The organism is Lysinibacillus sp. GJ-1 (assembly GCF_021166035.1).
GTDB classification, from domain to species: domain Bacteria; phylum Bacillota; class Bacilli; order Bacillales_A; family Planococcaceae; genus Lysinibacillus; species Lysinibacillus sphaericus.
Map to the genome: position 1 here is coordinate 629,058 of NZ_CP088912.1, position 23,347 is coordinate 652,404.

Annotated in this window: 24 protein-coding genes; 20 read left to right on the top strand and 4 right to left on the bottom strand. The window is 36.6% G+C overall.

Features of this window, described 5'->3' with window-relative positions:
* Positions 1 to 139: 139 nt before the first annotated feature.
* Entirely contained in the window at positions 140 to 1,039 is a 900-nt protein-coding gene (locus LO754_RS02825) for a C40 family peptidase (RefSeq protein WP_024362457.1), read from the top strand.
* Positions 1,040 to 1,184: 145 nt separating this feature from the next.
* Here the strand turns inward: LO754_RS02825 and LO754_RS02830 are convergent, their stop codons facing one another.
* Together LO754_RS02830 and secA2 are read right to left on the bottom strand one after the other, a co-directional pair.
* The gene (locus LO754_RS02830) at positions 1,185 to 2,084 is read right to left on the bottom strand and encodes an accessory Sec system S-layer assembly protein (protein ID WP_229388550.1); all 900 of its coding nucleotides are present in this window, start codon (positions 2,082 to 2,084) and stop codon (positions 1,185 to 1,187) included.
* Positions 2,085 to 2,086: 2 nt separating this feature from the next.
* On the bottom strand, positions 2,087 to 4,447 hold the full coding sequence (gene secA2, locus LO754_RS02835) for an accessory Sec system translocase SecA2 (RefSeq protein WP_025218628.1): 2,361 nt from the start codon (positions 4,445 to 4,447) through the stop codon (positions 2,087 to 2,089).
* 225 nt (positions 4,448 to 4,672) lie between these two features.
* On the opposite strand from secA2, the gene LO754_RS02840 reads away from it, so the two are divergent.
* Positions 4,673 to 5,716, top strand: coding sequence for an MraY family glycosyltransferase (locus LO754_RS02840; protein WP_231785558.1), 1,044 nt, complete (start codon positions 4,673 to 4,675; stop codon positions 5,714 to 5,716).
* A gap of 229 nt (positions 5,717 to 5,945) precedes the next feature.
* On the opposite strand, the gene LO754_RS02845 is transcribed toward LO754_RS02840, so the two are convergent.
* Complete coding sequence (locus LO754_RS02845) at positions 5,946 to 7,004, bottom strand: LCP family protein (RefSeq protein ID WP_024362461.1); 1,059 nt, start codon at positions 7,002 to 7,004, stop codon at positions 5,946 to 5,948.
* A 145-nt stretch (positions 7,005 to 7,149) separates the two neighbouring features.
* A complete protein-coding gene (locus LO754_RS02850; RefSeq protein WP_231785559.1) occupies positions 7,150 to 7,785 on the bottom strand; it encodes a YigZ family protein in 636 nt (211 codons plus the stop codon).
* Between the two features lie 165 nt (positions 7,786 to 7,950).
* Here LO754_RS02850 and LO754_RS02855 point away from each other — a divergent pair, with 165 nt between their 5' ends.
* The 18 genes from LO754_RS02855 (at position 7,951) to LO754_RS02940 (ending at position 23,315) form a co-directional block, all read left to right on the top strand.
* Positions 7,951 to 9,099, top strand: a complete 1,149-nt coding sequence (locus LO754_RS02855) for a sensor histidine kinase (protein ID WP_231785560.1) — start codon at positions 7,951 to 7,953, stop codon at positions 9,097 to 9,099.
* 36 nt (positions 9,100 to 9,135) lie between these two features.
* Positions 9,136 to 9,810, top strand: coding sequence for a response regulator (locus LO754_RS02860; protein ID WP_024362464.1), 675 nt, complete (start codon positions 9,136 to 9,138; stop codon positions 9,808 to 9,810).
* A gap of 192 nt (positions 9,811 to 10,002) precedes the next feature.
* Positions 10,003 to 10,554: a nuclear transport factor 2 family protein gene (locus LO754_RS02865; protein WP_231785561.1), complete on the top strand. Its 552-nt coding sequence runs from the start codon at positions 10,003 to 10,005 to the stop codon at positions 10,552 to 10,554.
* A 213-nt stretch (positions 10,555 to 10,767) separates the two neighbouring features.
* Positions 10,768 to 11,610, top strand: coding sequence for a DegV family protein (locus LO754_RS02870; protein ID WP_024362466.1), 843 nt, complete (start codon positions 10,768 to 10,770; stop codon positions 11,608 to 11,610).
* 129 nt (positions 11,611 to 11,739) lie between these two features.
* Positions 11,740 to 13,107 carry a helicase-related protein gene (locus tag LO754_RS02875; RefSeq protein WP_231785562.1) on the top strand — a complete coding sequence of 456 codons (1,368 nt, stop codon included), beginning with the start codon at positions 11,740 to 11,742 and terminating at the stop codon, positions 13,105 to 13,107.
* Entirely contained in the window at positions 13,100 to 13,690 is a 591-nt protein-coding gene (locus LO754_RS02880) for a ComF family protein (protein WP_231785563.1), read from the top strand. Before LO754_RS02875 ends, LO754_RS02880 begins: the two co-directional genes overlap by 8 nt.
* 85 nt (positions 13,691 to 13,775) lie before the next feature.
* Positions 13,776 to 14,189 carry a TIGR03826 family flagellar region protein gene (locus LO754_RS02885; protein ID WP_231785564.1) on the top strand — a complete coding sequence of 138 codons (414 nt, stop codon included), beginning with the start codon at positions 13,776 to 13,778 and terminating at the stop codon, positions 14,187 to 14,189.
* 180 nt (positions 14,190 to 14,369) lie between these two features.
* Positions 14,370 to 14,630: a flagellar biosynthesis anti-sigma factor FlgM gene (gene flgM / locus LO754_RS02890; RefSeq protein WP_024362470.1), complete on the top strand. Its 261-nt coding sequence runs from the start codon at positions 14,370 to 14,372 to the stop codon at positions 14,628 to 14,630.
* 27 nt (positions 14,631 to 14,657) lie between these two features.
* Positions 14,658 to 15,158, top strand: a complete 501-nt coding sequence (locus LO754_RS02895) for a flagellar protein FlgN (protein WP_108029409.1) — start codon at positions 14,658 to 14,660, stop codon at positions 15,156 to 15,158.
* A gap of 34 nt (positions 15,159 to 15,192) precedes the next feature.
* Positions 15,193 to 16,740 carry a flagellar hook-associated protein FlgK gene (flgK, locus tag LO754_RS02900; RefSeq protein WP_024362472.1) on the top strand — a complete coding sequence of 516 codons (1,548 nt, stop codon included), beginning with the start codon at positions 15,193 to 15,195 and terminating at the stop codon, positions 16,738 to 16,740.
* A gap of 40 nt (positions 16,741 to 16,780) precedes the next feature.
* Positions 16,781 to 17,695 carry a flagellar hook-associated protein FlgL gene (gene flgL, locus LO754_RS02905; protein WP_231785565.1) on the top strand — a complete coding sequence of 305 codons (915 nt, stop codon included), beginning with the start codon at positions 16,781 to 16,783 and terminating at the stop codon, positions 17,693 to 17,695.
* An 80-nt stretch (positions 17,696 to 17,775) separates the two neighbouring features.
* A complete protein-coding gene (locus LO754_RS02910; RefSeq protein WP_231785566.1) occupies positions 17,776 to 18,339 on the top strand; it encodes a DUF6470 family protein in 564 nt (187 codons plus the stop codon).
* Positions 18,340 to 18,356: 17 nt separating this feature from the next.
* Positions 18,357 to 18,800: a flagellar assembly protein FliW gene (fliW, locus tag LO754_RS02915; RefSeq protein ID WP_231785567.1), complete on the top strand. Its 444-nt coding sequence runs from the start codon at positions 18,357 to 18,359 to the stop codon at positions 18,798 to 18,800.
* On the top strand, positions 18,800 to 19,018 hold the full coding sequence (gene csrA / locus LO754_RS02920) for a carbon storage regulator CsrA (RefSeq protein ID WP_103977402.1): 219 nt from the start codon (positions 18,800 to 18,802) through the stop codon (positions 19,016 to 19,018). Before fliW ends, csrA begins: the two co-directional genes overlap by 1 nt.
* Before the next feature lie 199 nt (positions 19,019 to 19,217).
* A complete protein-coding gene (hag, locus tag LO754_RS02925) occupies positions 19,218 to 20,036 on the top strand; it encodes a flagellin Hag (RefSeq protein ID WP_231785568.1) in 819 nt (272 codons plus the stop codon).
* Between the two features lie 282 nt (positions 20,037 to 20,318).
* Positions 20,319 to 21,800: a 6-hydroxymethylpterin diphosphokinase MptE-like protein gene (locus LO754_RS02930; protein WP_231785569.1), complete on the top strand. Its 1,482-nt coding sequence runs from the start codon at positions 20,319 to 20,321 to the stop codon at positions 21,798 to 21,800.
* Positions 21,787 to 22,128, top strand: coding sequence for a DUF8042 domain-containing protein (locus tag LO754_RS02935; RefSeq protein WP_231785570.1), 342 nt, complete (start codon positions 21,787 to 21,789; stop codon positions 22,126 to 22,128). The genes LO754_RS02930 and LO754_RS02935 overlap by 14 nt, the downstream gene beginning before the upstream one ends.
* Positions 22,128 to 23,315 (top strand): 6-hydroxymethylpterin diphosphokinase MptE-like protein, encoded by a 1,188-nt coding sequence (locus LO754_RS02940; protein WP_231785571.1) that lies wholly within the window; start codon positions 22,128 to 22,130, stop codon positions 23,313 to 23,315. The genes LO754_RS02935 and LO754_RS02940 overlap by 1 nt, the downstream gene beginning before the upstream one ends.
* The last annotated feature ends 32 nt before the right edge of the window (positions 23,316 to 23,347 follow it).

Below are 23,347 nucleotides of genomic sequence, written 5' to 3' on the forward strand. Positions count from 1 at the left end.
AACAGTCGGATTCTGTAGTATTATATAGGATTGATAAATTGTTTGAAAAATAGTCAGTATTTCCGATTTTTGTTTTGACAATTCTTTAGTATGATAGACACACAAGGAAATATTCTAACATGAACGGAGGCTATTGGATATGCTTAAATCAAAAAAATTGAGAATTCTCGCTTTAAGCACTATTGCTACTTCATTTTTTGCGATACAAAATGCTGAAGCTGCAACATATACAGTACAAAAAGGCGATACGTTATCCAAAATCGCTCAAAGTCATCAAGTGACGATACAAGATATAAAAAAATGGAATAATCTATCGAAGGATACGATTTATGTAGCACAAAAGTTAGAAATTACAAAGCAGGCAACAGCTGAAACAGGAAAACCTTCAAAACCAACAACTACTACACCTTCAAAACCTTCAACTGCTGTTCATACAGTTGCGAAAGGTGATACATTATCAAAAATCGCCAAGCAATATAATGTGACAATAAAGGAAATAAAAGAGTGGAATGGCATAGAGAACGACACGATTTATATTGGACAAGTATTGAAAATTTCTCCAGTAGCTGTCGTACCCGAGGATGATACAGTACATAATAATGTAACTACAGATACGGGGACCCCATCAAAAGTAACAACAAAAGATCCTACAGCGAATGGACAAGCTATTTACAAAAAGACAGTGGAAGTGGCGAATACTTTAATTGGAACACCTTATCTTTATGGCGGTAATACGCCAGAAGGTCTTGATTGCAGTGGGTTTATTTATTATGCATTCAATCAAAGTGGTGTGAAAATAGCGAGAGATAGCAGCGAAGGCTACTTTAATGGCAGTACAACACATGTGAAAAATCCAGTGCCAGGGGATTTAGTATTTTTTGAAAATACTTATAAAGAGGGCATTTCTCATATGGGTATTTACCTTGGCAATAATAAATTTATCCACGCGGGTACAGATGGTGTGGAACTATCGGATGTGACGTACTCTTATTGGTCAACTAGATTAGTAGGGTATAAACGATTCGATACAGTAAAATAATGAACAGGCGATTTTTGCATTAGCGCAAAAATCGCTTTTTTATTTGATTGAATGAGTCAATCGCCAGTAAACCAATGTAAATCGCTCCGTACATCTAGGAAATCAAAAATCCTTCTTTCCGTAGAAAGAAGGATTTCATTTATTATTATTGTGTTACACGTGCTGTCCAGCGAGATAAGTCTGCTTGTTGTGCATCAACTAGTTCAGCTGGGAAGATGAATGTCCAAGGTTTTGTTGAGTTTGGTTGGACAGTTAGGATCGGATCCATTTTAAATGATCCTTTGGCAATTTGTTTACCTGTTGCGTCGATAATTTCTAGCGGTAATTGTTCTAGATTAATTGCTTTATTGTGACCGTTACGGATAAAGATTGAAACATTCAGGTTACCATTATCAGCAAGTTTTGCTTGAAGACCAGTAAAGTTAACTTCTGTTTCACCTAATTTCGGTAAAGTATCAACGATTTTAGCAAGCTCTTCTTTTTGTGCTGCTGGTAATTGTTGTTCCCATGACGGATCTAATTCTAATTGGTGACCGCGTAAAGATACAAGGTTAAATGCGATTTTCCAACCATCTTCTGGCACTTCGTCTACTTTGATCGTTGATTTTTCAAATTCAAAAACCCATGGACGAGCACTTTCAGCTGGAATTGTGCCTAGCGCTTTAAAATCGAATTTTTTAGATGCTACAAGCTCATCGTTTTTATCCATAATGAATAATTCAATTTCACCTAACTCAATTGCTTCGGCTAATGATGAGCGGAAAAATGCACGAACAAGCCATTTACCTGTGCGTGGCTCATCTTCAATACTAATAGAAGATAGAGATAATTGATTCGGTTTTAATGGCTCTAGCTCATTTGCAAGGAAGTTAAAAATATACTTTTGTTCTTGTGGTACATTCCATTCAGGATGGAATGACAGCTTCGTTACAACATCACGATTGTCCCCTTTATTTGTAGACGCATTTCCTAGTAAATCTTTTGAGTCAATTGTGTTTTCTTGTACGATTTTATCTGATTTTTTAAAGAATGAAAATAAACCCATTATTAAACCTCCTGTTGTCCTTCAACCATTTTCATGAAGCCTGTAATTTCAATAATAATAGAACGACGCAATTCTTGGAAATTCTTTCCGAACAATTCGAGTCCTTCTCGTTGGTAAATGCGCATCGGATCTTCTTGTTGATAGTGACGTAAGCCGATACCTTCTTTTAAATGAGCCATTGCTTCTAAATGTTTCACCCAGCCACTATCTATATAGCTCAACATCACTTGTGGAATAACCGTCATGACTTCATCATTTTCTGCGAATTTCTCCATATGATCTAACAGTTCTTGTTCAGAAGGCTGTATATCCGCTAGAATTTGTTTTACTTTGCCAACTTCACGATCAATTGTAACCGGAGTAATGAATAATGAATTCAATGCACTTTCCATTTGGTCATAATTCCATTCTACAGAAGGGAGCTCTTCAGGTGCAGCATCGCGCACTGCAAAATCGACCGTTTCACGCAGCATTTTTTGTAGCTCTCCCATTACATCTTCACCAGCTAAAATTTTGTCACGTAAGCCATAAATAACGGTACGTTGATCATTAATGACATCGTCTAATTTTAAATTGTATTCGCGCATGCCATATTGTGAGCCTTCTACAATACGTTGTGTACGGTTGATAAGCTCCTGAACATCTTTGTTTTGGATGACTTCATTTTCATCTACAATCATTTTTGCTGTGAATTTTTCAACTTCTTCTTTTGCATAACGGCGGAACATATCATCTTCAATAGAGAGAATGAAGCGACTTTCACCTACGTCACCTTGACGACCAGAACGTCCTCGTAGCTGATTATCCACGCGGCGGCTTTCATGTTTTTCTGTACCAATTACGTAAAGACCACCAAGGGCATGGACATCGTCACCTAACACGATATCTGTACCGCGACCAGCCATATTGGTTGCAACCGTAATACGCCCTTTTTGACCAGCTTGCGAAATTAGCTCTACTTCTTGCTCAACTGTTTTGGCATTCAGTAATTGGAATTTTAAGCCTTCCTTTTTTAAATGGTCTGCAACGGTTTCAGATTGCAAAATGGACGTAGTACCGATTAAAACAGGTTGCCCTTTTTCATGGCGTCGTTTTGCTTCGGCAGCTACAAATTTATATTTCGCTGCTTGTGTTTTGAAAATAATGTCAGGTTGGTCTACACGTTGACGTGGTCGGTTTGTAGGGATTTGAATAACTTCCATTCCGTACACTTCGCGGATTTCCTTTTCCTGTGTTTTCGCAGTTCCTGTCATTCCCGAAAGCTTCGGATACATACGGAAATAGTTTTGAATTGTAATTTGTGCCTGTGCTTTGTTTTCTTCAGTAATCGTTACGCCTTCTTTTGCCTCAATTGCTTGATGTAAGCCATCGGAAAGAGAACGACCTTCTAAAATACGACCTGTGAACATATCAACAAGCTCGATTTTGTCATCCTTCACGATATAATCAACGTCACGCTTGAACATGACATGTGCACGAACCGCTTGGATCACATAGTGATAAAGTGTTTGATGTTCTAAATCGTATAAATTGTCAACATTAAAGGCAGCCTCAACTTTTTCAATGCCTTTATCCGTTAAAGAAGTGGCCTTTGTTTCATCATCAAAGTCGTAGTCTTCTTCTGCTTTAAAGCGTTTTGCTAACATAGCTGCAATGCGGTGTAATTCATCATTTGCAGGCATCTTACCGGCAATAATTAATGGCGTTTTCGCTTCGTCAATAAGCACACTATCGACTTCATCAATGATGGCGAAATGATAAGCGCGTTGTACTTTATCAGCTAAGCTATGTGCCATATTGTCACGTAAATAGTCGAAACCAAATTCGGTACCGACACCGTACGTAATATCAGCGTTATAAGCTTCTTTTTTGTCATTTGGTTCCATCATCGGTACATTTAATCCGACTGTTAAACCGAGGAAACGATGAATTTGTCCAACAAGCTCATAGTCACGTTTCGCAAGATAATCGTTTACTGTAATGACATGAACACCTTTGCCTTCTAATGCCCGTACATAAGAGGGAAGTGAAGCAACAAGCGTTTTCCCCTCACCTGTAGGCATTTCAGCAATATTGCCTTCAGTTAATACGAGTCCGCCAATTAGCTGTACATCAAAATGACGCATTCCTAATACACGTTTTGAGGCTTCGCGTACAACTGCAAATGCGTCTGGAATGATGGATGTAATTGGTTCTCCTTGATCTAAGCGATCCTTGAAAATAAAAGTCATTTCTCTTAACTCAGCATCTGACTTATTGACGTATTTTTCTTCAAGATTATTAATTTGTTCTACTATTTTATAGTAGCGTTTTAATTGACGAGCACTTGTTTGCTCATTGTTGCGTTTAAAAATTGAGAACATGAATTTACGCTCCTTTAAAGTTGTCTAAATGCTAGACACATCATTATTCTATCAAATTTTACGAATGATGACTACATTTGACATTAAGTAATAAAGGTAGAATAATAGAGAAAAATGGAAAATGTGAAATAGCGGAAAATGATTAGAAAAAGTATATTTCAGAGCATGTTCGTGCTATAATCAAATTGGATTCAAATGTAGATTATTTTTTTGAGGAGGAGAGACATGCTTTACGTGTCTTTAATAGCAGCATTCGTTGCTTCCATTTTGTTAACTCCACTAGTTAAACGTTTAGCGTTTAGAATAGGTGCCGTTGACGCGCCAAACTATCGAAAAGTACATGCACGTATCATGCCAAGGCTCGGTGGTCTGGCAATTTTCCTTGCGTTTTTAATAGGTGTGGCGGTCCTACAGCCACAAAGTCAATTTAGTTTAGCGATTATTATCGGAGCTTGTATTATTGTGGCAACAGGTGTCATTGATGATATGCGTGAAATATCAGCGAAGGCAAAAATGCTCGGTCAAATAGTTGCTGCACTAATCGTTATTTTTGTAGGCGGTATTCAAATTGACTTCATTAACTTGCCATTTGGTGGGCAATTAGATTTTGGTTTTCTAAGTATTCCATTTACTATATTGTGGATTGTTGGTATTACGAATGCGATTAACTTAATTGATGGCTTAGACGGATTAGCTGCAGGCGTTTCTTCAATTGCACTTATTACTTTATCTGGTAAGGCCTTTATAATGGGCGATATGTTCGTATTAGCCTTTGCAGCAATTTTAGCAGCAGCTACAATTGGTTTCTTATTTTATAATTTCCATCCAGCTAAAATCTTCATGGGAGATACTGGGGCATTATTTCTAGGCTTTATGATTTCTGTCTTAGCTTTATTAGGATATAAAAACTTTACAATCATTTCGTTAATTATCCCAGTTATTATGCTAGGTGTACCGATTTCTGATACATTCTTTGCAATTGTTCGTCGTTACCGAATGAAGAAAAAATGGTCTGATCCAGATAAATCCCATTTACACCATCGATTATTGGATATGGGCTTTACACATCGACAAACGGTCCTTATTATTTATGGCATTGCAATGATGTTTGGTTTAGCTGCCATTATCTTCTCAATGGCAAAGGTATGGGGAGCTATTTTACTAATTACGGTCATCTTAATTGCAATCGAAATTTTTGTTGAAGTCATTGGACTTGCTGGTAAAAACTATAAACCGCTATTAAATTTCATGAGGATATTCAATAAATAACAAAAGAACTGCTGTAGACAAACTCGAATTTGAGTTCGTCTGCAGTTTTTTTTTTCAGTAAAATATGGTTTTCGCGGGTAAAGTATCGTGAATCGCGGGTAAAACAACAAATTTCGCCGGTAAAACCTCATGAATCGCGGGTAAAGTACCAGATTTCGCGGGTAATGAACCTGATACACAAAAAAGCCTTTCCGCTATCAAACTTCGATAGTGGAAAGGCTTTTTATTTTTATTGCGCTGACTCGTTTGTTGAACTGTCATCGCCAGCCGCATTGTCTTTATCAGTATTACTATTTGTTAAAGCAGAAGACGATTTTTTTCTTGCAAGGTGGTTGTTAAGAATTTCAGATACATCATCAACTGATTGTTGGTCTAATTGATAATAATAAACACCTGTAGACATATCGTCGTTACCTTCTAATGTTAATGAATCAATACGTGGCTTACCTTTTGTTAAATAAGACAGGAAGGATTTCATTTCACTAAATGTCATATTTGTCTTCATGTTATCGCCGATTGCTTTAATAACATCGTCGTATTTTGTAATAGAATCAACAGATGCTACTTTATTTGTTATAGCAGTTAAAATTTCTTGTTGACGTATACCGCGTTGGATATCGCTATCTTGCTTACGTGTACGTGCAAGTGCAAGTGCTTGACTACCGTTTAAATGCTGTAAACCTGGCTTGAGGTTGATTGTATTACGATCAAATTCATCTTTTTCATGTAGAGCATATGGTACTTCTGCTTCGATACCACCTAAAGCATCCACGACATCAATAAACGCATTGAAGTTCATGCGGACATAGTAATCAATCGGAACATCAAAAAGTTTTTCAACCGTTTCAATTGTCGAAAGCGTACCACCTAAAGCATGGGCATGAGTAATTTTATCTTTATAGCCTACTGAAGGGATATAAACGTAAGAATCACGAGGGATACTTAACATTTTAATAGTTTTCGTAGTATTGTTTAAAGTTGCAAGAATCAGTGCATCTGAGCGTGAGTTTTCAGAACCTTGCCCACGATTTTCACTATCATCGACACCGACAAATAAAATCGACACATTATCATTAACTGGCTCTACTTTTTCTTCTCGTAAAGCAGAGACATCTCGACCTTCTAATACTTCATGTGCTGAGTTGGCTGCGTGTTCAGCTTGCTTTGTAATATAAACACCATAGGCCGTAACGCAAATTAGTAAACTAGCAACTAGAAGTAATGCTACTTTTATAATCAAAGAAGCTTTAGAAGACCTCTTCTTCTTTTTTACATTCGTTCTTTTCATATATGGTATATTCTCCTCTTGATTTTGGGAATAATTATGCAATTGAGCTAAAATTTATTCAAATTAGCACATGGGCGTAATTGATTAAGCGAGCTCAATATTAAAATTATACTATGGACCTTCAGGATTAGACAATTAAAACTATTTATTTCACAATAAATTCGATAAATTGGGCGTGCTCAAAAGTGATTGTTGCTTGCCCATTCGTCAGTTCTGTCACCCAATGACGAAACTGATCTTCTTCCTCTTTTAACACCGAAACTATCATTTCGACACCTTCCAAGTAGTTAATTTCTTCTAGAGAATATCCAGAGTTGCGAATCTCATTTTCCACTTTTCCAAGCCAAGTGTAGTCTATAGCGATTTTCATAAGGTGATGAAGTTTTCGTTCGACAACTTGTGCAGCGAGTAATCCTTCTGTTGTTGCTTTACCGTAAGCACGAATAAGACCGCCGCCGCCTAATTTAATGCCACCGAAGTAGCGTGTGACGACAACGACCGTATCCTTTAAGCCTTGCTTTTTTAAGACTTCTAACATAGGGACGCCAGCGGTGCCACTAGGTTCCCCATCATCATTCGCTTTTTGAATATGATCATGCTCGCCGATAATATAGGCAGAGCAATTATGAGTCGCATTATAATGCATTTTTTTTATGCGCTCTATAAAAGTCATTGCATCCTCTTCGGTTTCAGCGCGTTCTATATAAGTAAGAAAGCGAGATTTAGATATTATAATTTCGCTTTCTCCGTAGCCTTTTACAGTTAAATAGTTCTCTCTCATAAGTGTCATTCTCCTTTTAAATAGGGTTGTATGCTATAAATTTCATAAAGAAAAAGCATTAATTTTTAGCATTGTGATGCTATAATAGGTTTAGACTTAGATTCTATGAAATTGGTCTTTCAAAATACTATGTGATAATAAGGACATTAGACTGGGGAGTACACAATGTTTTCAAATGATACCTTCGATTTAAAGTCGCTTGATGACGTATTCAATCGAATGTTAGAAACAATTATGAGCTCTAAAGATGATATTTTCATTATAAGTGAACAAAGCCGAAGAAGCTTTGAAGATATGCAACAAGAGCTAGAAATTGTTCGAAAACAAATTTCAATTGTCATCGATGAAGGCGATGCTTTAGAAAAAAGCACGCAGCTTGCTAAGCAAAGACTTGTGTTAGTGAGTAAAGCTTTTGATAATTATACCGAAGAACAAGTTAGAGATGCATATGAAACGGCACATGATTTTCAATTGAAGCTCTCCGTCATTAAAACACAAGAAAAGCAACTTCGCGACAAAAGAGATGATTTAGAGCGACGTTTAAGAGGCTTACTCGATACAATTGAACGTGCTGATCATATTGTCAATCAAGTAAATGTTATTTTAAATTATTTAACGTCTGATTTAAAAAATGTTGGGTTAGCGCTTGAACAAGCGAAAATGAAGCAAGATTTTGGTATTCGAATCATCGCTGCACAAGAAGAAGAGCGAAAACGTTTATCAAGAGAAATTCATGATGGACCTGCTCAAATGATGGCCAATGTCTTAATGCGTACGGACTTAATAGAAAGAACGTATCGAGAGAAGGGCATTGAATACGCTATAGCTGAAATTGCTGATTTGAAGAAAACTGTGCGTAATGCACTGTCAGAGGTGCGACGCATCATTTATGATTTACGACCTATGGCGCTGGATGATTTGGGCATTGTGCCGACATTAAAGAAATATTTGTCGACTGTGACCGAATATAATCCAGGAGTAGAAATTCATTTTCAGTCAAGAAGCACAGAACAACGTATTCCTTCGAATTATGAAGTATCCATTTTTCGCTTAGTGCAAGAATGTGTAACAAACGCCATGAAGCATGGCAAATGTAAGGATATTTGGGTGAAACTTGAATGGTTGAACGATGCGGTAAATGTTGTCGTGAAAGATGATGGCGTAGGGTTCAATCAAAAAGTTGTGAAAGATCATTCCTTTGGTATTTTAGGAATGCGAGAACGAATTGAAATATTAAATGGTACAATCTCAATTGAAAGTGAGATAAATCGAGGCACTACGGTATTATTTAAAATTCCGTTAGAAGTAAAGTAAAGAAATGTGTTGCAGAATTTTAGGGGGTAAAGACTAATGACGAAGATTATTATTGTAGACGATCACCAGCTATTCCGAGAAGGAGTGAAACGTATCTTAGATTTTGAAGATACGTTTGATGTAATTGCAGAAGGTGACGATGGCACAGATGTAGTAAATTTATATGCGGAAAATCAACCAGATGTTGTTTTAATGGATATAAATATGCCAGGTAAAAATGGTGTAGAGGCAACAGCAGATTTAATTACAGAATTTCCAGATGCTAAAGTCATCATGTTATCGATTCATGATGATGAAACATACGTAACTCATGCACTAAAATCAGGCGCACTTGGCTATATGCTAAAAGAGATGGATGCAGACGAAATCGTGGAAGCGATTAAAGTAGTGGCAAATGGCGGTTCTTACTTACATCCTAAAGTAACTAAAAATTTAGTAGCAGAATTCCGTCGCCTGTCTGAGCATGAAAACAAAGGCAACTTCCATCAAACAGAAATTCGCCGTCCATTCCATTTATTAACAAAACGTGAATGCGAAGTTTTACAACTACTTACAGATGGACAATCTAACCGTACTATTGGTGAGACACTGTTTATTTCTGAAAAAACGGTAAAAAACCACGTTTCAAGCATTTTACAAAAAATGAACGTAAACGACCGTACACAAGCTGTTGTAACAGCTATTAAAAATGGTTGGGTTGAAGTACGATAATTGCATAGTAGTAATGAAGGCTGTTTTTAAAAGCTACTTTAAAAGATAAAGTAGTTTTTAAGACAGTTTTTTATTATGCAACATTTTTATTGGAAAGACGTCTTTTAATGAAATAAGCACCTAAAAGTTGAAAATGCGCAACAAAATTCCTACTTAAGCATTTATATGCTACAATATTGCGCGGGAGGTTTTATGATGTTAAAGAAAAGTATTCTAGCAGTTTTAACCTTATTAGTGTTAACTGCCTGTGGCAATAAAGATGAAGATTTAACGGCAAAAGAGCGTGAAAAGGTAATTGAAGACGGTACGGTAGGCTTTGAAATGATGGGCGAAGAGGTTAAAAAAGCTTCAAATGTGCCGGCTGATGAGGAAAAAGCAATTTTAGCGGCGTTTGATGAATATATTGCCGCATTCAATGATGAAGAAATTGATCGTTATATGGACACGATATCTAAGGATCCAAAAGGCTTTAATTATGATGAAGAGAAAGTATTCGCAGATGAAGTATTTGCTCAATTTGATACGAAACGTGATGTAACAAATGTGACCATTGCGAAGTATAATGAGGATGAAGCGCAAGTATTTGCCAATATGACAACGCACTCACTTCAAGTGCAAACAAACGTCGAACATGAAAGCGCTGGACGCCAAGTAACGGTATTTGTCAAAGAAGATGGAAAGTGGAAGGTAACGAGCGTCTTTTATATTGGAGATGATACTAAATCTAGCACGGGCAATCAATAAGGGGAAATTATTCCCTTTACTATACATAGAAGATGAATGTGAAATGAACGCTAGATTTGAGTCTTATGGCAAAGTAAAGTTGAAATCTAGTGTATGTTACGGACTGAACTTGTAGTGATAAAGTCAATTCCTGACGTCATTACGAGATTTCGTAATTCAATTCACATTCATTTCTTTTTGAGGTAAACTTGGAACATAGGAGAGTGGAAATGAATGAGGACGGCAATCGTAACAGACAGTACTGCATACATTACGCCAGAAGAACGCGCGCGCTTAAACATTCGTATGATTCCGTTAAGTGTAAACATTTCAGGTGAGTTATTCGCAGAGGAAGTAGATATTACTGCATCTGAGTTTTATGATAAAGTACGGGGTGCAAAAGAATTCCCCAAAACAACTCAACCACCGATTGGTGAGTTTGCCTCACTCTTTGAAGAGTTGGCAAATGATTATGACGAAGTAATTTCCATTCATTTATCGAGTGGTATAAGTGGTACATATCAAGGTGCGGTCCAAGCAGGAGAAATGGTGGAAGGTATTGATGTGTATCCATTTGACAGCGAGATTTCTTGCGCTGTTCAAGGATTTTATGTGCTACGCGCGGCTGAAATGGCTGCGGAAGGTTGTTCAGCACAGGAAATACTAGCAGCATTAGCGGACATGCAGCAGTATATTCGTGCTTACTTCATTGTAGATGACTTAGCGCACTTACAACGGGGAGGGCGTTTGTCTTCAGCAGCTGCATTAATCGGGGGCTTATTACAAGTAAAGCCTGTCTTACATTTTGTGGACAAGGTCATTGTACCGTTTGAAAAAATTCGTACACGTAAGAAAGCACTAAAGCGTGCAGAAGAGTTATTGGCTGAAGATGCAAACAAGTATGACAAGATGGATGCTGTAGTTATTCACGGTAATTGCCAAAAAGAAGCCGAGGAATGGTTAGCACAACTTGCTACGACTTACCCGAACGTAAACTTTAAATTAAGCTATTTCGGACCTGTTATTGGCACGCACTTAGGTGAAGGTGCAATGGGTCTTGGTTGGACAAAAAAATAATAAGTAAAAGTCTCTACAACTTGTTGTAGGGGCTTTTTTATTTGCTTAATAGGCGCAGCGGAAGAATCGCCATTAATTAAGCAGAACCACTAGTAAAACCAACATTACAAAAAGAAAGGAGCTAGATACATGAACTACAAAGGATGGCTGTTGCCTCCCGCATTACGAGACTTCCATGAGGGACGAATTTGGTTAAAGGAGCAGACACCATTTGCTAAATATGATATGGAGCAGGCTTTTAATAGAAAATACTTTCTTATAATAGATGGTATTCAAAAAATACCTCGCTTAAGATGTAATCGTTGCTATAATGACAATCCACATGACTTTACTGAGTATGAATGCTCGAAATGTCTGCAACGGTGTGTTTATTGCAGGCATTGTGTGAAGATGGGCAGAGTAAGCAGTTGCACACCGTTGCTCATATGGAAAGGACCGAAGGCATGTCGAATTAAGCAGCATCCCCTTCAATGGACAGGGCAATTGACAGCACAACAACAACGAGCAGCCGATGAACTACTAGAAAGTGTAATAGCAGGAAAATCCCATTTATTGAATGCAGTATGTGGGGCTGGAAAGACAGAGTTGCTCTTTCAGTCTGTACATTATGCATTAGAAAAAGGGTTACGAGTGTGCATTGCCGCACCGCGTACAGATGTAGTATTGGAGTTATTCCCGCGCTTTCAAAAAGCTTTTCCACAAACTATTGTCCATGCGTACTATAGTGGAGCTCCAAAGCAGCTTGGTTTTGCACAGCTAATTCTAGCAACGACTCATCAACTGTATCGTTTCGAACGAGCGTTTGATGTCATGATTGTTGATGAAGCGGATGCATTTCCTTATGCATATGATGCAACATTAGAAAGAGCAGTACAAAAAGCTAAAACAAGTGATGCACCAATATACTTTATTACAGCTACACCTTCTCAATCATTAATTAATCAATATAAAAATAGTTATTCTTTTATCCCAAATCGATACCATCACAAGCCACTGCCCGTGCCATATTTTTGTTCGCTATGGGGCTATGAAAAAAGTATAAAGCGAGGAAAACTTCCTCGAAAACTCAAAACATGGACTGAAGAAAGACTTGCGAAAAATGAGCCATTTCTTATATTTTTCCCGACAGTAGAACTGCTAAATCTGGCAATACCATTGTTTCAGAGGATACATGCAAATATATTAGCAGTACATGCTAAAGATCCAGAGAGGAAACAAAAAGTACTACAGTTACGCGATGAAAAAATTCCTGGATTACTAACGACAACCATTTTAGAACGAGGTATTACGATAAAAAAAGTACAAGTTGCTGTTGTTGGGGCAGAGTCTACAATCTTTACAGCGAGCGCACTTATTCAAATTGCGGGACGTGTAGGAAGACATGCTTCTTATACGAATGGGGAAGTTGTTTTATTTCATCATGGAGTGACTTTGGCAATGGATGAAGCTCGACAGAAGATTTTAGCTAACAATAAAGAGGGTTCAAACAATGAATAAAATAGATAAGTTTTGTTTATTATGTGCACAGCCATTGCATTTTGTGCCTTCTTGGCAAACGCTTTTATTAAGATGCTTTCCACCATGTATTTGCGAAAAGTGTAAAGGGCAATTTGTACGTTCCACTTCAGCAACGGCACTTTATCAATATAATGATGCAATGAAAGTATATTTACATCAATATAAATTTCTACAAGATGTTGCACTTGCTAAAGTATTTCGCCAGGAGTTATATGCACACTTTAAACAGGAAAAGGCGATAATTATACCGATTCCTATGCATCCTATGAAGCAAAAGGAGCGCACCTTCTCCCATACGGAGGAGCTCTTAAAAGCAGCTAATACCTCATTTACTCAACTTTTAGAAAAAGTAACAGTAGAAACACAAAGTTCAAAAAATAGAGAGCAGCGTATACAATCCGCTCCGCTTTTTCGTCTAATACCAGAAGCCCAAGTTATGCATAAAGATTACCTTCTTTTTGACGATATTAAAACTACAGGGACAACACTACGGCATGCCAAACAAGTTTTACTAGAAGCGGGTACTCGAAATGTTCGAACCTTCACTTTAATTAATGGATGAAAATGCTAACACATCATGTATAATAGATTACGAATTTAGGATTCGTACAATTAGATAGTGATCATGGCAAGAGGAGGAAGAAAAAATGGCTGAGGTTCGAAATTGTCCAAAGTGTAATGAGTTTTTTAATTATACAGGGGTCAGAGAAGTATGTCATAAATGTGCACAATCTGAAGAGGAATTATATCAAATTGTTTATCGTTTTTTACGCAAGCGTGAAAATCGCGCTGCGACAGTAGAACGAATTGTTGAGGCAACTGGTGCTGAAGAAGATTTATTATATAAATGGGTGCGCAAAGGTCGTTTACAGCCTGCAATGTTCCCAAACTTAGGTTATCCATGTGATAACTGCTGCCATTTAACGACAACAGGGAAATTATGTACAAAATGCCAAGATGAATTAAAGGCTGAACTTCGCACATTTGAGGCAGCGAAGGAGTTTCGTGATAGCGTGGAACAACGTGATAAAGTAACTTATCATGCTGACCGCAAAAAATAATGTTGACATCACGTCAAAATGCGCAATAAAGATAAATTTTACACCTTGCAAGATGGTTGAGAAGCGAAAGTGTGTTAATTTTAAACAAAATTAGCACACTTTTTTATATTTGAAAACTTAACATTGTTGGAGACAATCCGAAATAATAGTAAGATAAGCTTTTAAGATAGGGGGATGAACATGAAAATCACATCTTATGGTGTTAATGCAGTAAATGCCTATAAAAATCAAGTACGCAATGTGAAATCTGACACAAATAAAGCGTCATTTGCTGACAAAATTGAAATTTCAAAAGCCGCTCAGAACATGCAAGGTGTTACTACTTACAGTGCAGAACGTGCAGAGCGTGTGCAACAGTTAAAGGCAGATATTGATTCTGGAGAATATAAGGTCAATGCTCGTAAAGTTGCTGAAGATATGCTGAAATACTATCGTTTCTAGGAAATAACAGAAAGGGTGTTTAGCAAAATGTCTGTAGAGACGATTTGTTCTACATTAATAAAGCTAGAAAGAATGCATAAAAGCTTGCTCGAACTAGCCTATAAAAAAACAGAAATCATAAAAACTGGCGATATGAAAGCACTTGACCAAATGCTCAAGGATGAGCAGGCGCATGTAGCGGCTATCGATAAGCTCGAGCAACAGCGTCAGATACAGGTAACACAATACCTGGGAGCAAAAGGAGTTGCGTCCACTGACAAAATGACTGTCGCTGATGTCATCGAAGCTGCTGAACAAGATGCTGAAAAAGACACACTATCAGCTGTTCGCGATCGACTCATGTCAATTATTAATGATTTACGCAAACAAAATGAACTCAATCAAAAATTAGTATTTCAATCATTGCAATTCGTCAACCTGACATTAGATGCGCTACGTCCGCGTCCTGAGCAAATGAATTATTCGGGGCGTGAAGTGCGCGGTACGAATACAATGGCAAAAAAATCGTACTTCGATTCTCAAGCATAATTTTATTAAAACGTTATTAAAGGGAGGAACAAGAATGCGCTCAACATTTATGGGCTTAGAAACAAGTAGAAGCGGTTTATTTACACAGCAATCAGCTCTATATACAACAGGTCATAATATTTCGAACGCCAATACACTTGGCTACTCACGTCAACGAGTAAACATGCAAGCTACACCAGGATTTCCAACAGCAGGTTTAAATACACCAAATTACCCTGGTCATATGGGAACAGGGGTAGAAACTGGCTCCATTCAACGCATTCGCGATGAGTTTATCGATCGACAATTCCGTCAAGAAACGAATAAATTAGGTTACTGGGAATCACGTTCAAATGCTATTTCTCAAATGGAAGATATTATGGATGAACCATCTAAATTCGGTTTAAATGCAGCATTGGAACAGTTTTGGAAAGGTCTACAAGATGTAAGTACGGCTCCAGAAAACGCGGCATCACGTAAAGTGGCAATTGAGCGTGCCAATCACTTAGCTCAATCCTTTAACTATATGGATACGCAACTAAAGACGATTCAAGGCAACATAGGTAACGAAATTAGTGTGTCGACAAATCGCATCAACTCATTACTAAAGCAAATTGCTTCCATTAATAAGCAAGTGCAAGAGGTTGAGCCGAATGGTCATGTACCGAATGATTTATATGATGCACGTGATGTGTTAATCGATGAATTAAATAGTTACATCCCAGTTTCAGTTGAACGCGTTCCTTCAGGAGGGCTTGCTTCAAGTGTAGCCGAAGGTAGTGTGACGATTACATTCAAGCCATATGGCACAAATACAGAAATAAAATTAGTTAATGGTAAAGATGCTGCTAATATTGAAGTCAACAGTGGCACTACACAAATTGATGGTACAAATTTAGCGAATCTTTTTACAAACATTAAAGTAAACGGCACAGGTACAGCAGATTCAGGAACGATTACATATGACCAGTTAGAGCCTGGCAAAGGTAAATTACTATCTGTAATTGATTCATATGGTTATGAAAGTGCAACAGGTCCGAAAGGCTATTATCCTGAAACGATGGTTAACATTGACAAATTGGCTTCGGAATTTGCCAATGTCTTTAATGCAATGCATAAGCAAGGATTTGATTTCACTGGTGCTCAAAGCACACTCGATTTCTTTGAACCGATTGATAATACAAAACCATTGTCAGCAGGCAATATTAAAGTAAATGATGCACTTATAAAAGATTCATCAAAATTGGCAGCTTCTTCAGGGGCAAATGAAGAAGGGAACGGTAAATGGGCACTTGAACTGTCGAATATCCAGTCAAAGGTTCAAGCGAATTTAGATGGCGCAACATTTAACTCATTCTATCAAGGAATTATTGGGAAACTAGGTGTTGATGGAGAAGAAGCGGCACGTTTAAATGGAACTTCTGAAACATTGCTTGTGACACTTGGCAATAATCGTGCAGCAATTACTTCCGTATCGTTGGATGAAGAAATGACCAATATGATTACATTCCAACAAGCGTATAACGCCAATGCTCGAATGATTACCGTAATCGATGAAACATTAGACAAAATTATTAACGGCATGGGCCGGGTAGGAATCTAAACGAATCTAGTTTGACAAAAAGGAAGGAGCTTTTACAAACATGCGCGTAACACAATCTATGTTATCGAATAACATGCTTCTGAACTTAAATAATAACTACGGGAAACTGTCGAAGCTACAAAATCAAATAAATTCTGGTTCTAAAATTACAAGACCTTCAGATGATCCAGTAGTAGCAGTAAAAGGTATGGGCTATCGACGTGATTTAGGACAAGTTGAACAATATTCACGAAATATGAATGAAGTGAACAACTGGCTAGATACATCTGATGAGTCATTAAATCAAGTAGGCGAACAAATGAAGCGAGTACGTGAGCTTGTTATTCAAGCAGCAAACGATACAAATACACCAGATGAACGAGCAAAGATTAAATCCGAAATTGACCAAATTCAAAAACAAATTCAAGATGTAGCCAACACAAAAGTAGGAGACCGTTATATATTCAGCGGTACAAAGACAGGACAACCCCTATTTTTAAATGGGGCAATTAACACAGCGAATATCAATACCGAAGATGTAAAAATTGAAGTATATGATGGCATTCAAATGACCGTAAATACTGTTGGCAAAGATTTATTTAAAAATGTTGATGATATGATGAGTAAAATTGCTGGGCTGTTAGACCCGAATAGAGTTCCACTTGCTACAGGTGAAGAAATCAGCTCTACATTAGGTGGCGTTTCAACTACAAGTACATCAGATGATATTACAAACATGCATAATAAAATCCTGGAAGCTCAAGCCGATGTGGGAGCACGCCAAAATCGCGTGGAATTAATGGAAAATCGCTTATCAATTCGTGAAGTTAGTGTGACGAAGCAATTATCGAATAACGAAGATGTCGATTATGCAAAAGCTATTACACAAATGGTAACATCAGAAGCAATTCATCAGGCATCATTGTCTGTTGGCTCTAAAATTATTCAGCAAACTTTAGTTGATTTTATTAGATAATTTTAATACTAGTTTTCTACTATAAAATCTAAGCGTTTGAACATTTTGTTCAGACGCTTTTCTTGAAAGGAGAGGTATAGATGAAACTCCCACAAATCCAAATACGTACAACCGATACAAAAATTGACCTTCATATTGCTAAGCCACAGCAATATATTAAACAGCCAAGAGCTACCCAGCATATTGAACAGCCTGCTGCAACACTTGAGATTCATACAACACGCAGTGTATTAAAAATTGATTCTTCACAAGCAAGACGTGACTTAGGGCTAATTGGACCATTAGAATCAAGTGCAAATTATGCTCAAAAAGCCAAACAAGAAGCGATGAAGGGGATGGCACGCAGAGCAAGGGAAGGTCGACAAATGATGGAGAATGCAGGGAAAGATCAAGGGAGAGCAACCATCCAAAATATCGCCAAACAAAATCATGGACCCCACCGTGTGCAATTTAATATAAAATTTGTACCTTCTGTTGGCTCTGTTAAAATTGACTACACGCCTGGTACAACTGACGTCAATATTCAACGTAGAGAACCAATTATTGACGCGCAAGTGAACAAACCAATCCATGAATACACACCAGGGAAAGTAACTGGTACAATGATACAAAGACCAGATGTTGACATTGATGTCATCATTTAAAGGAGTGCACGGAAAATATGAAAATTGCTACTAAATTTTTAGGTGAAGTGGAAATTGCTAATCAAGATATTTTGACGTTTGAACATGGCTTATTAGGCTTAGAGGAAGAAAGAGAATTCGTTTTGTTGCCAATCGATGCAGACCTTCCCCTCGCATTACTACAATCTGTTGTGCATAAAGAAATCGGTTTTGTTGTAGCCTATCCTTTTGCATTTAAACCAGATTATAGCTTTGAAATTAGCGATGAAGATCGCGCGCAATTACAAATTGAAAAAGAAGAAGATGTTCTTCCATATGCCATTGTCACAATGAAGGAAACATTCCAAGATTCTACCATTAACTTGCTAGCACCCGTTATTTTAAATATAGAAAAGAAATGCGGGAAACAAATTGTACTTCAAGACAACAAAATCTATCCATTACGCTTTCCGATGCAGCCATTGGAAGGAAGTGCGAAATAATGCTAGTCCTTTCACGAAAAAAAGATGAATCTATCATGATAGGCGATCAAATCGAAATAAAAATACTAGCAGTCGAAGGTGACCAAATTAAACTTGGTATAGTTGCCCCAAAAGCAGTTAAAGTACATCGTTCGGAAGTTTTTGAAGCAATTCAAGCCCAAAATAAAGAAGCTCTTTCTTCTTCGGCTAATTTTTTAGAGCAGTTAAAGAAAAAATAGTAACTACTTTTTATGATAAATTTAAACTTTAAATCTATTACATAAAAAATAAAAAAACTTTTAAAAAAACTATTAAACTTTTCCAACTACTAACGATATATAGATTGTAGGGTAAGGGAAGTACATACATACAACCTAAACCGACAATATTCCACACGGACGTGGGATAACAAAACAAACATTCAAGGAGGAATTCCAAATGAGAATTCAACACAACATTTCAGCTTTAAACACACACCGTAACTTAGCTTTCAACAACACTCAAGCTTCTAAAAACCTTGAGAAGTTATCTTCAGGTTACAAAGTAAACCGTGCTGGCGATGACGCTGCTGGTTTAGCAATTTCTGAAAAAATGCGCGGACAAATCCGTGGTCTTGATATGGCGACTAAAAACGCTCAAGACTCAATCTCTTTAATCCAAACTGCTGAGGGTGCTCTTAACGAAACTCACGCAATCCTACAACGTATGCGTGAATTAGCAGTACAATCTGCGAACGATACAAACGTAACTTCTGACCGTAAAGCATTACAAGAAGAAGTAAATGCATTATCAGAAGAAATTACTCGTATTGCTAAAAATACAGAGTTCAACACTCAGACATTACTAAGTGGTGGATTAGCAACTAGTGGATTAAAATTCCACATCGGTGCTAATGAAGCTCAAAGTATTGAATTAAAAATTGATGATATGACTGCTGGTACTTTAGGAGTATCTAAAGTAAGTATTTCATCACAAACAGCAGCAGATTCTGCTATTACAACAATCAATACAGCATTAGAAACAGTTTCAACACAACGTTCTGCTCTTGGTGCGGTACAAAATCGTTTAGAGCACACAATTAACAACTTAGGTGCTACTTCTGAAAACTTAACAGCTGCTGAATCACGTATCCGTGACACTGACATGGCGAAAGAAATGATGGGCTTCACTAAGAACAACATCTTAATGCAAGCTGCTCAATCTATGTTAGCTCAAGCTAACCAACAACCACAAGGTGTGCTGCAATTATTACAATAATTAATAGTACCCTAAAAGGCTCTCTCTACTTTGAGAGAGCCTTTTTTTAAATGTTAAAGGAGTGTAGTGAAATGTTATATGATGTTGAATATCTCGAATCTAAAACTGGTGACGAAACACTTAAAATAAATAATATGTTAATACATAGTAAATACAATCCTCGAAGAGAAGCTGAGCAAATTTGTCAAAAAAATTAATAACAGTCAACTAAATATTGTTTTTGGAATAGGGAATGGGTTTTTATATGACGCTTTTCTGAACGCAGGGATTAGTAAAGATAAAGTGCTTTTTATTGAACCACTTGAACAATTAAAAAAAAATAGATATACCTTGTATTCTGTGATCTATGGGCATAATGCACAGGAAATTGAATTAGAAATTACAGAAAGACTAATAAATTTTTCAAATGAAGTAAATATAATATGTACGCCTAACTATGATAAAATTTTTGCAGAAGAGTATGTCGAGTTACTAAAATTAATTAAAGGAATTCAAAATAAAAATACAATTTATAAGAATACAATTATGAAGTTTGCAGATTTATGGCAGGAAAATATTATTAGAAACATGTTATATTCTTATTATTCTAGCAATTTATCTGACCTAGAAAAGTCTTTGTCTAAACCTGTAGTTGTGGCATCAGGTGGACCATCCTTAACAAAACAAATTCCATTATTAAAAAAAATTAGACCTTTCGTCTTATTAATTGCTTCTGGTTCTACTATACATACATTATTAAAAAATGAAATTGAACCAGATTATATAATAAGTATTGATGGTGGTATGGTAAACTATGAGAGACATTTTAAAAATTTAAATTTGAAATGTACAGAGTTAATATATAGCATAACGAGTAAATATGAAATACAACAAACATTTATGAATAAAAAGTACGCATTTTTTGACAATGAAGTAAGTACCCAAAGCTCTGTCCTTAAAGAAATAGGGTTAACGTTACCCCAAATTAAAGGTGGTGGGTCTGTTGCACACTATGCGTTATCTATCGCTAGGTATATAAGTAATGGCCCTATTGCTCTAATTGGTCAGGATTTAGCATATACAAATAATCTAACCCATGCTGATGGCAATAAAAATATGCGTGAAATAGATAGAGATTATATTGAAAAAAGAGGTCTAGTTGAAGTTGATGGCTATCATGATGAAAAAGTGTTAACTGACTATGCCTTTCTAACGATGAGAGACAATTTTGAGGAAATTATGAGGGACATTGACCAACCTTATAATATATATAATTGTACTGAAGGTGGCATTAAAATTAGAGGTATGGAACAACAAAGTTTTGAAGCATTTTGTAATGCAATTCCTAAATATGAAAATGCAACACAAATTGCTCCATCTTATCCAGAACTTATTGTTGAAAAATATATTTCCGCTATGAGAAAAGAAAAAAGTAAATATAAAGAGATTCTGATGCTCTTGAAAACAGCAGAGCGTTTATTAGAAAGTACCTTTTCAAGTAAGCAATTTCCTGAAAGTACTTTGAAAAAACTAGATTCTATTGATATTGACTTTAAGCAATTATTAGAAACTACGTTAATATCAAGTATAAAAGACCCTATCATAATGAGGATTATGACGCAGTATAACGCAAAGTTTAATGAAACACATAATGAAAATTATGAAAGAGTTTATCTTCAACAAAAAGATTTGTATACAAGCTTTATAGAAGTCATTGAAAAATGTAGCACATACGTTGAAGCTACTATTAATGAAGCGGAGGAAATGAGAGATGGAATTAAGTGAACTTATTGAAATGTATAACGCATATATGAAAAATGTTCCACATGGTGCAATGTATATTGCTGAAAAATTACGTGGTGATGAATTAAGTAGCGCACTTGTAAGTATCAAGGATTTTTCTGAAGGCATGATGTGGTTATCACAAGCAAGCGAACTAATAAACTCAAATAAAGGGAAAGTAATTTTAGAAATAGAAAAGCTCCAAGAGTTTTTATTAGAAGTAAATGATGGCTTAGAACGTCAAGATTATGTTGTAGTAGCTGATATGTTTGAGTACGAAATTGCACCATTCTTTGAAGAAGTAGCATTAGCGGAAGCACCTATACAATAATGAATTGGCAATTACAACAGGCGAAGAATGGAGAGTTAACTTTACTTCTTAATGGTGTAGCGATATATAGTAAGTATCGACCTTACGACGATGCAGTAAGATGGGTATTGAATGAGTTTGATGAAGAAGCAACTCATTATTTAATTATCGGTCTTGGTCTTGGTTACCATGCGGAAGCACTAGCAGAGCTAACAACTAAACCAATCTATGTTTATTACTTCGGTCAAAAAGAACTTGATATTTTTCAGCAAAGTGGTAGTCAATTAGCTTTAAATATTAAACTTATTAACTCTTTGGAATTAGTCGTAAATACTAGTAACTTGCAGTTGATGGTTCCTAATGTTTGGATTAAGGCGATTGGAGAGAACAATGTACTGTATTGTACGTTAGATACAATTAAGCGTAATCAAATTTCGTATAAAAAGTTTGCACCACTCATGCATAGCAATGCTGAAAAAAATATTGCATTGTATGAGCATAAACCGTACCCAAAGCCTAGCAGTAATACAGCTTGTCTTGTTTCATCAGGACCTTCATTAAATGAAACGATTGAGTGGTTGGTAGAAGCGAAGAATGTAGATATTTATGTAGTTGGATCGGCATTGAAGCTAGTGCTGGCAAAAGGCATACATCCAAAAGCGGTTATCATTACGGATGCACAGCAAAATATTGTAAAACAATTAGAAAATACAGATTTTAAAGGTATATTATTTTATTTATTAACAGCTAATGCAGAAGCAGTAAGTCTTCATCAGGGTGAGAAGTTTATACTATGTCAAAAAGGCTATGAAGCAGCAGAAGAGCTAGCAGATAAATATAGTTTGCCTAAGGTGGCAACTGGGGGCTCTGTGGCAACAACAACATTTAGCTTACTTGATCATCTAGGTTATGAAAATATAGTACTTTTTGGGCAAGACTTAGGATTTAGTGGTGAACGTACACATGCTGATGGTTCAACTTCAGGTAAAATAGTGAAGAATTCATCAATACAAGTACAAGCTAATGATGGTAGCGTTATAAAGACTCAACCTAATCTTTATGTCTATTTAAGGTGGTTCAATGAACATTGTCCAATAGCAAATGCTAGGGTATATAATACTGCAAGACAAGGTGCAAAAATAAACGGCACACAATTTATAACAAAGGAACAATATTTACAGCTTGAAGCCTGTGATAAGCAGTCATAGGCTATTTGCTGTGAAAAAAAAGAAGTATCATC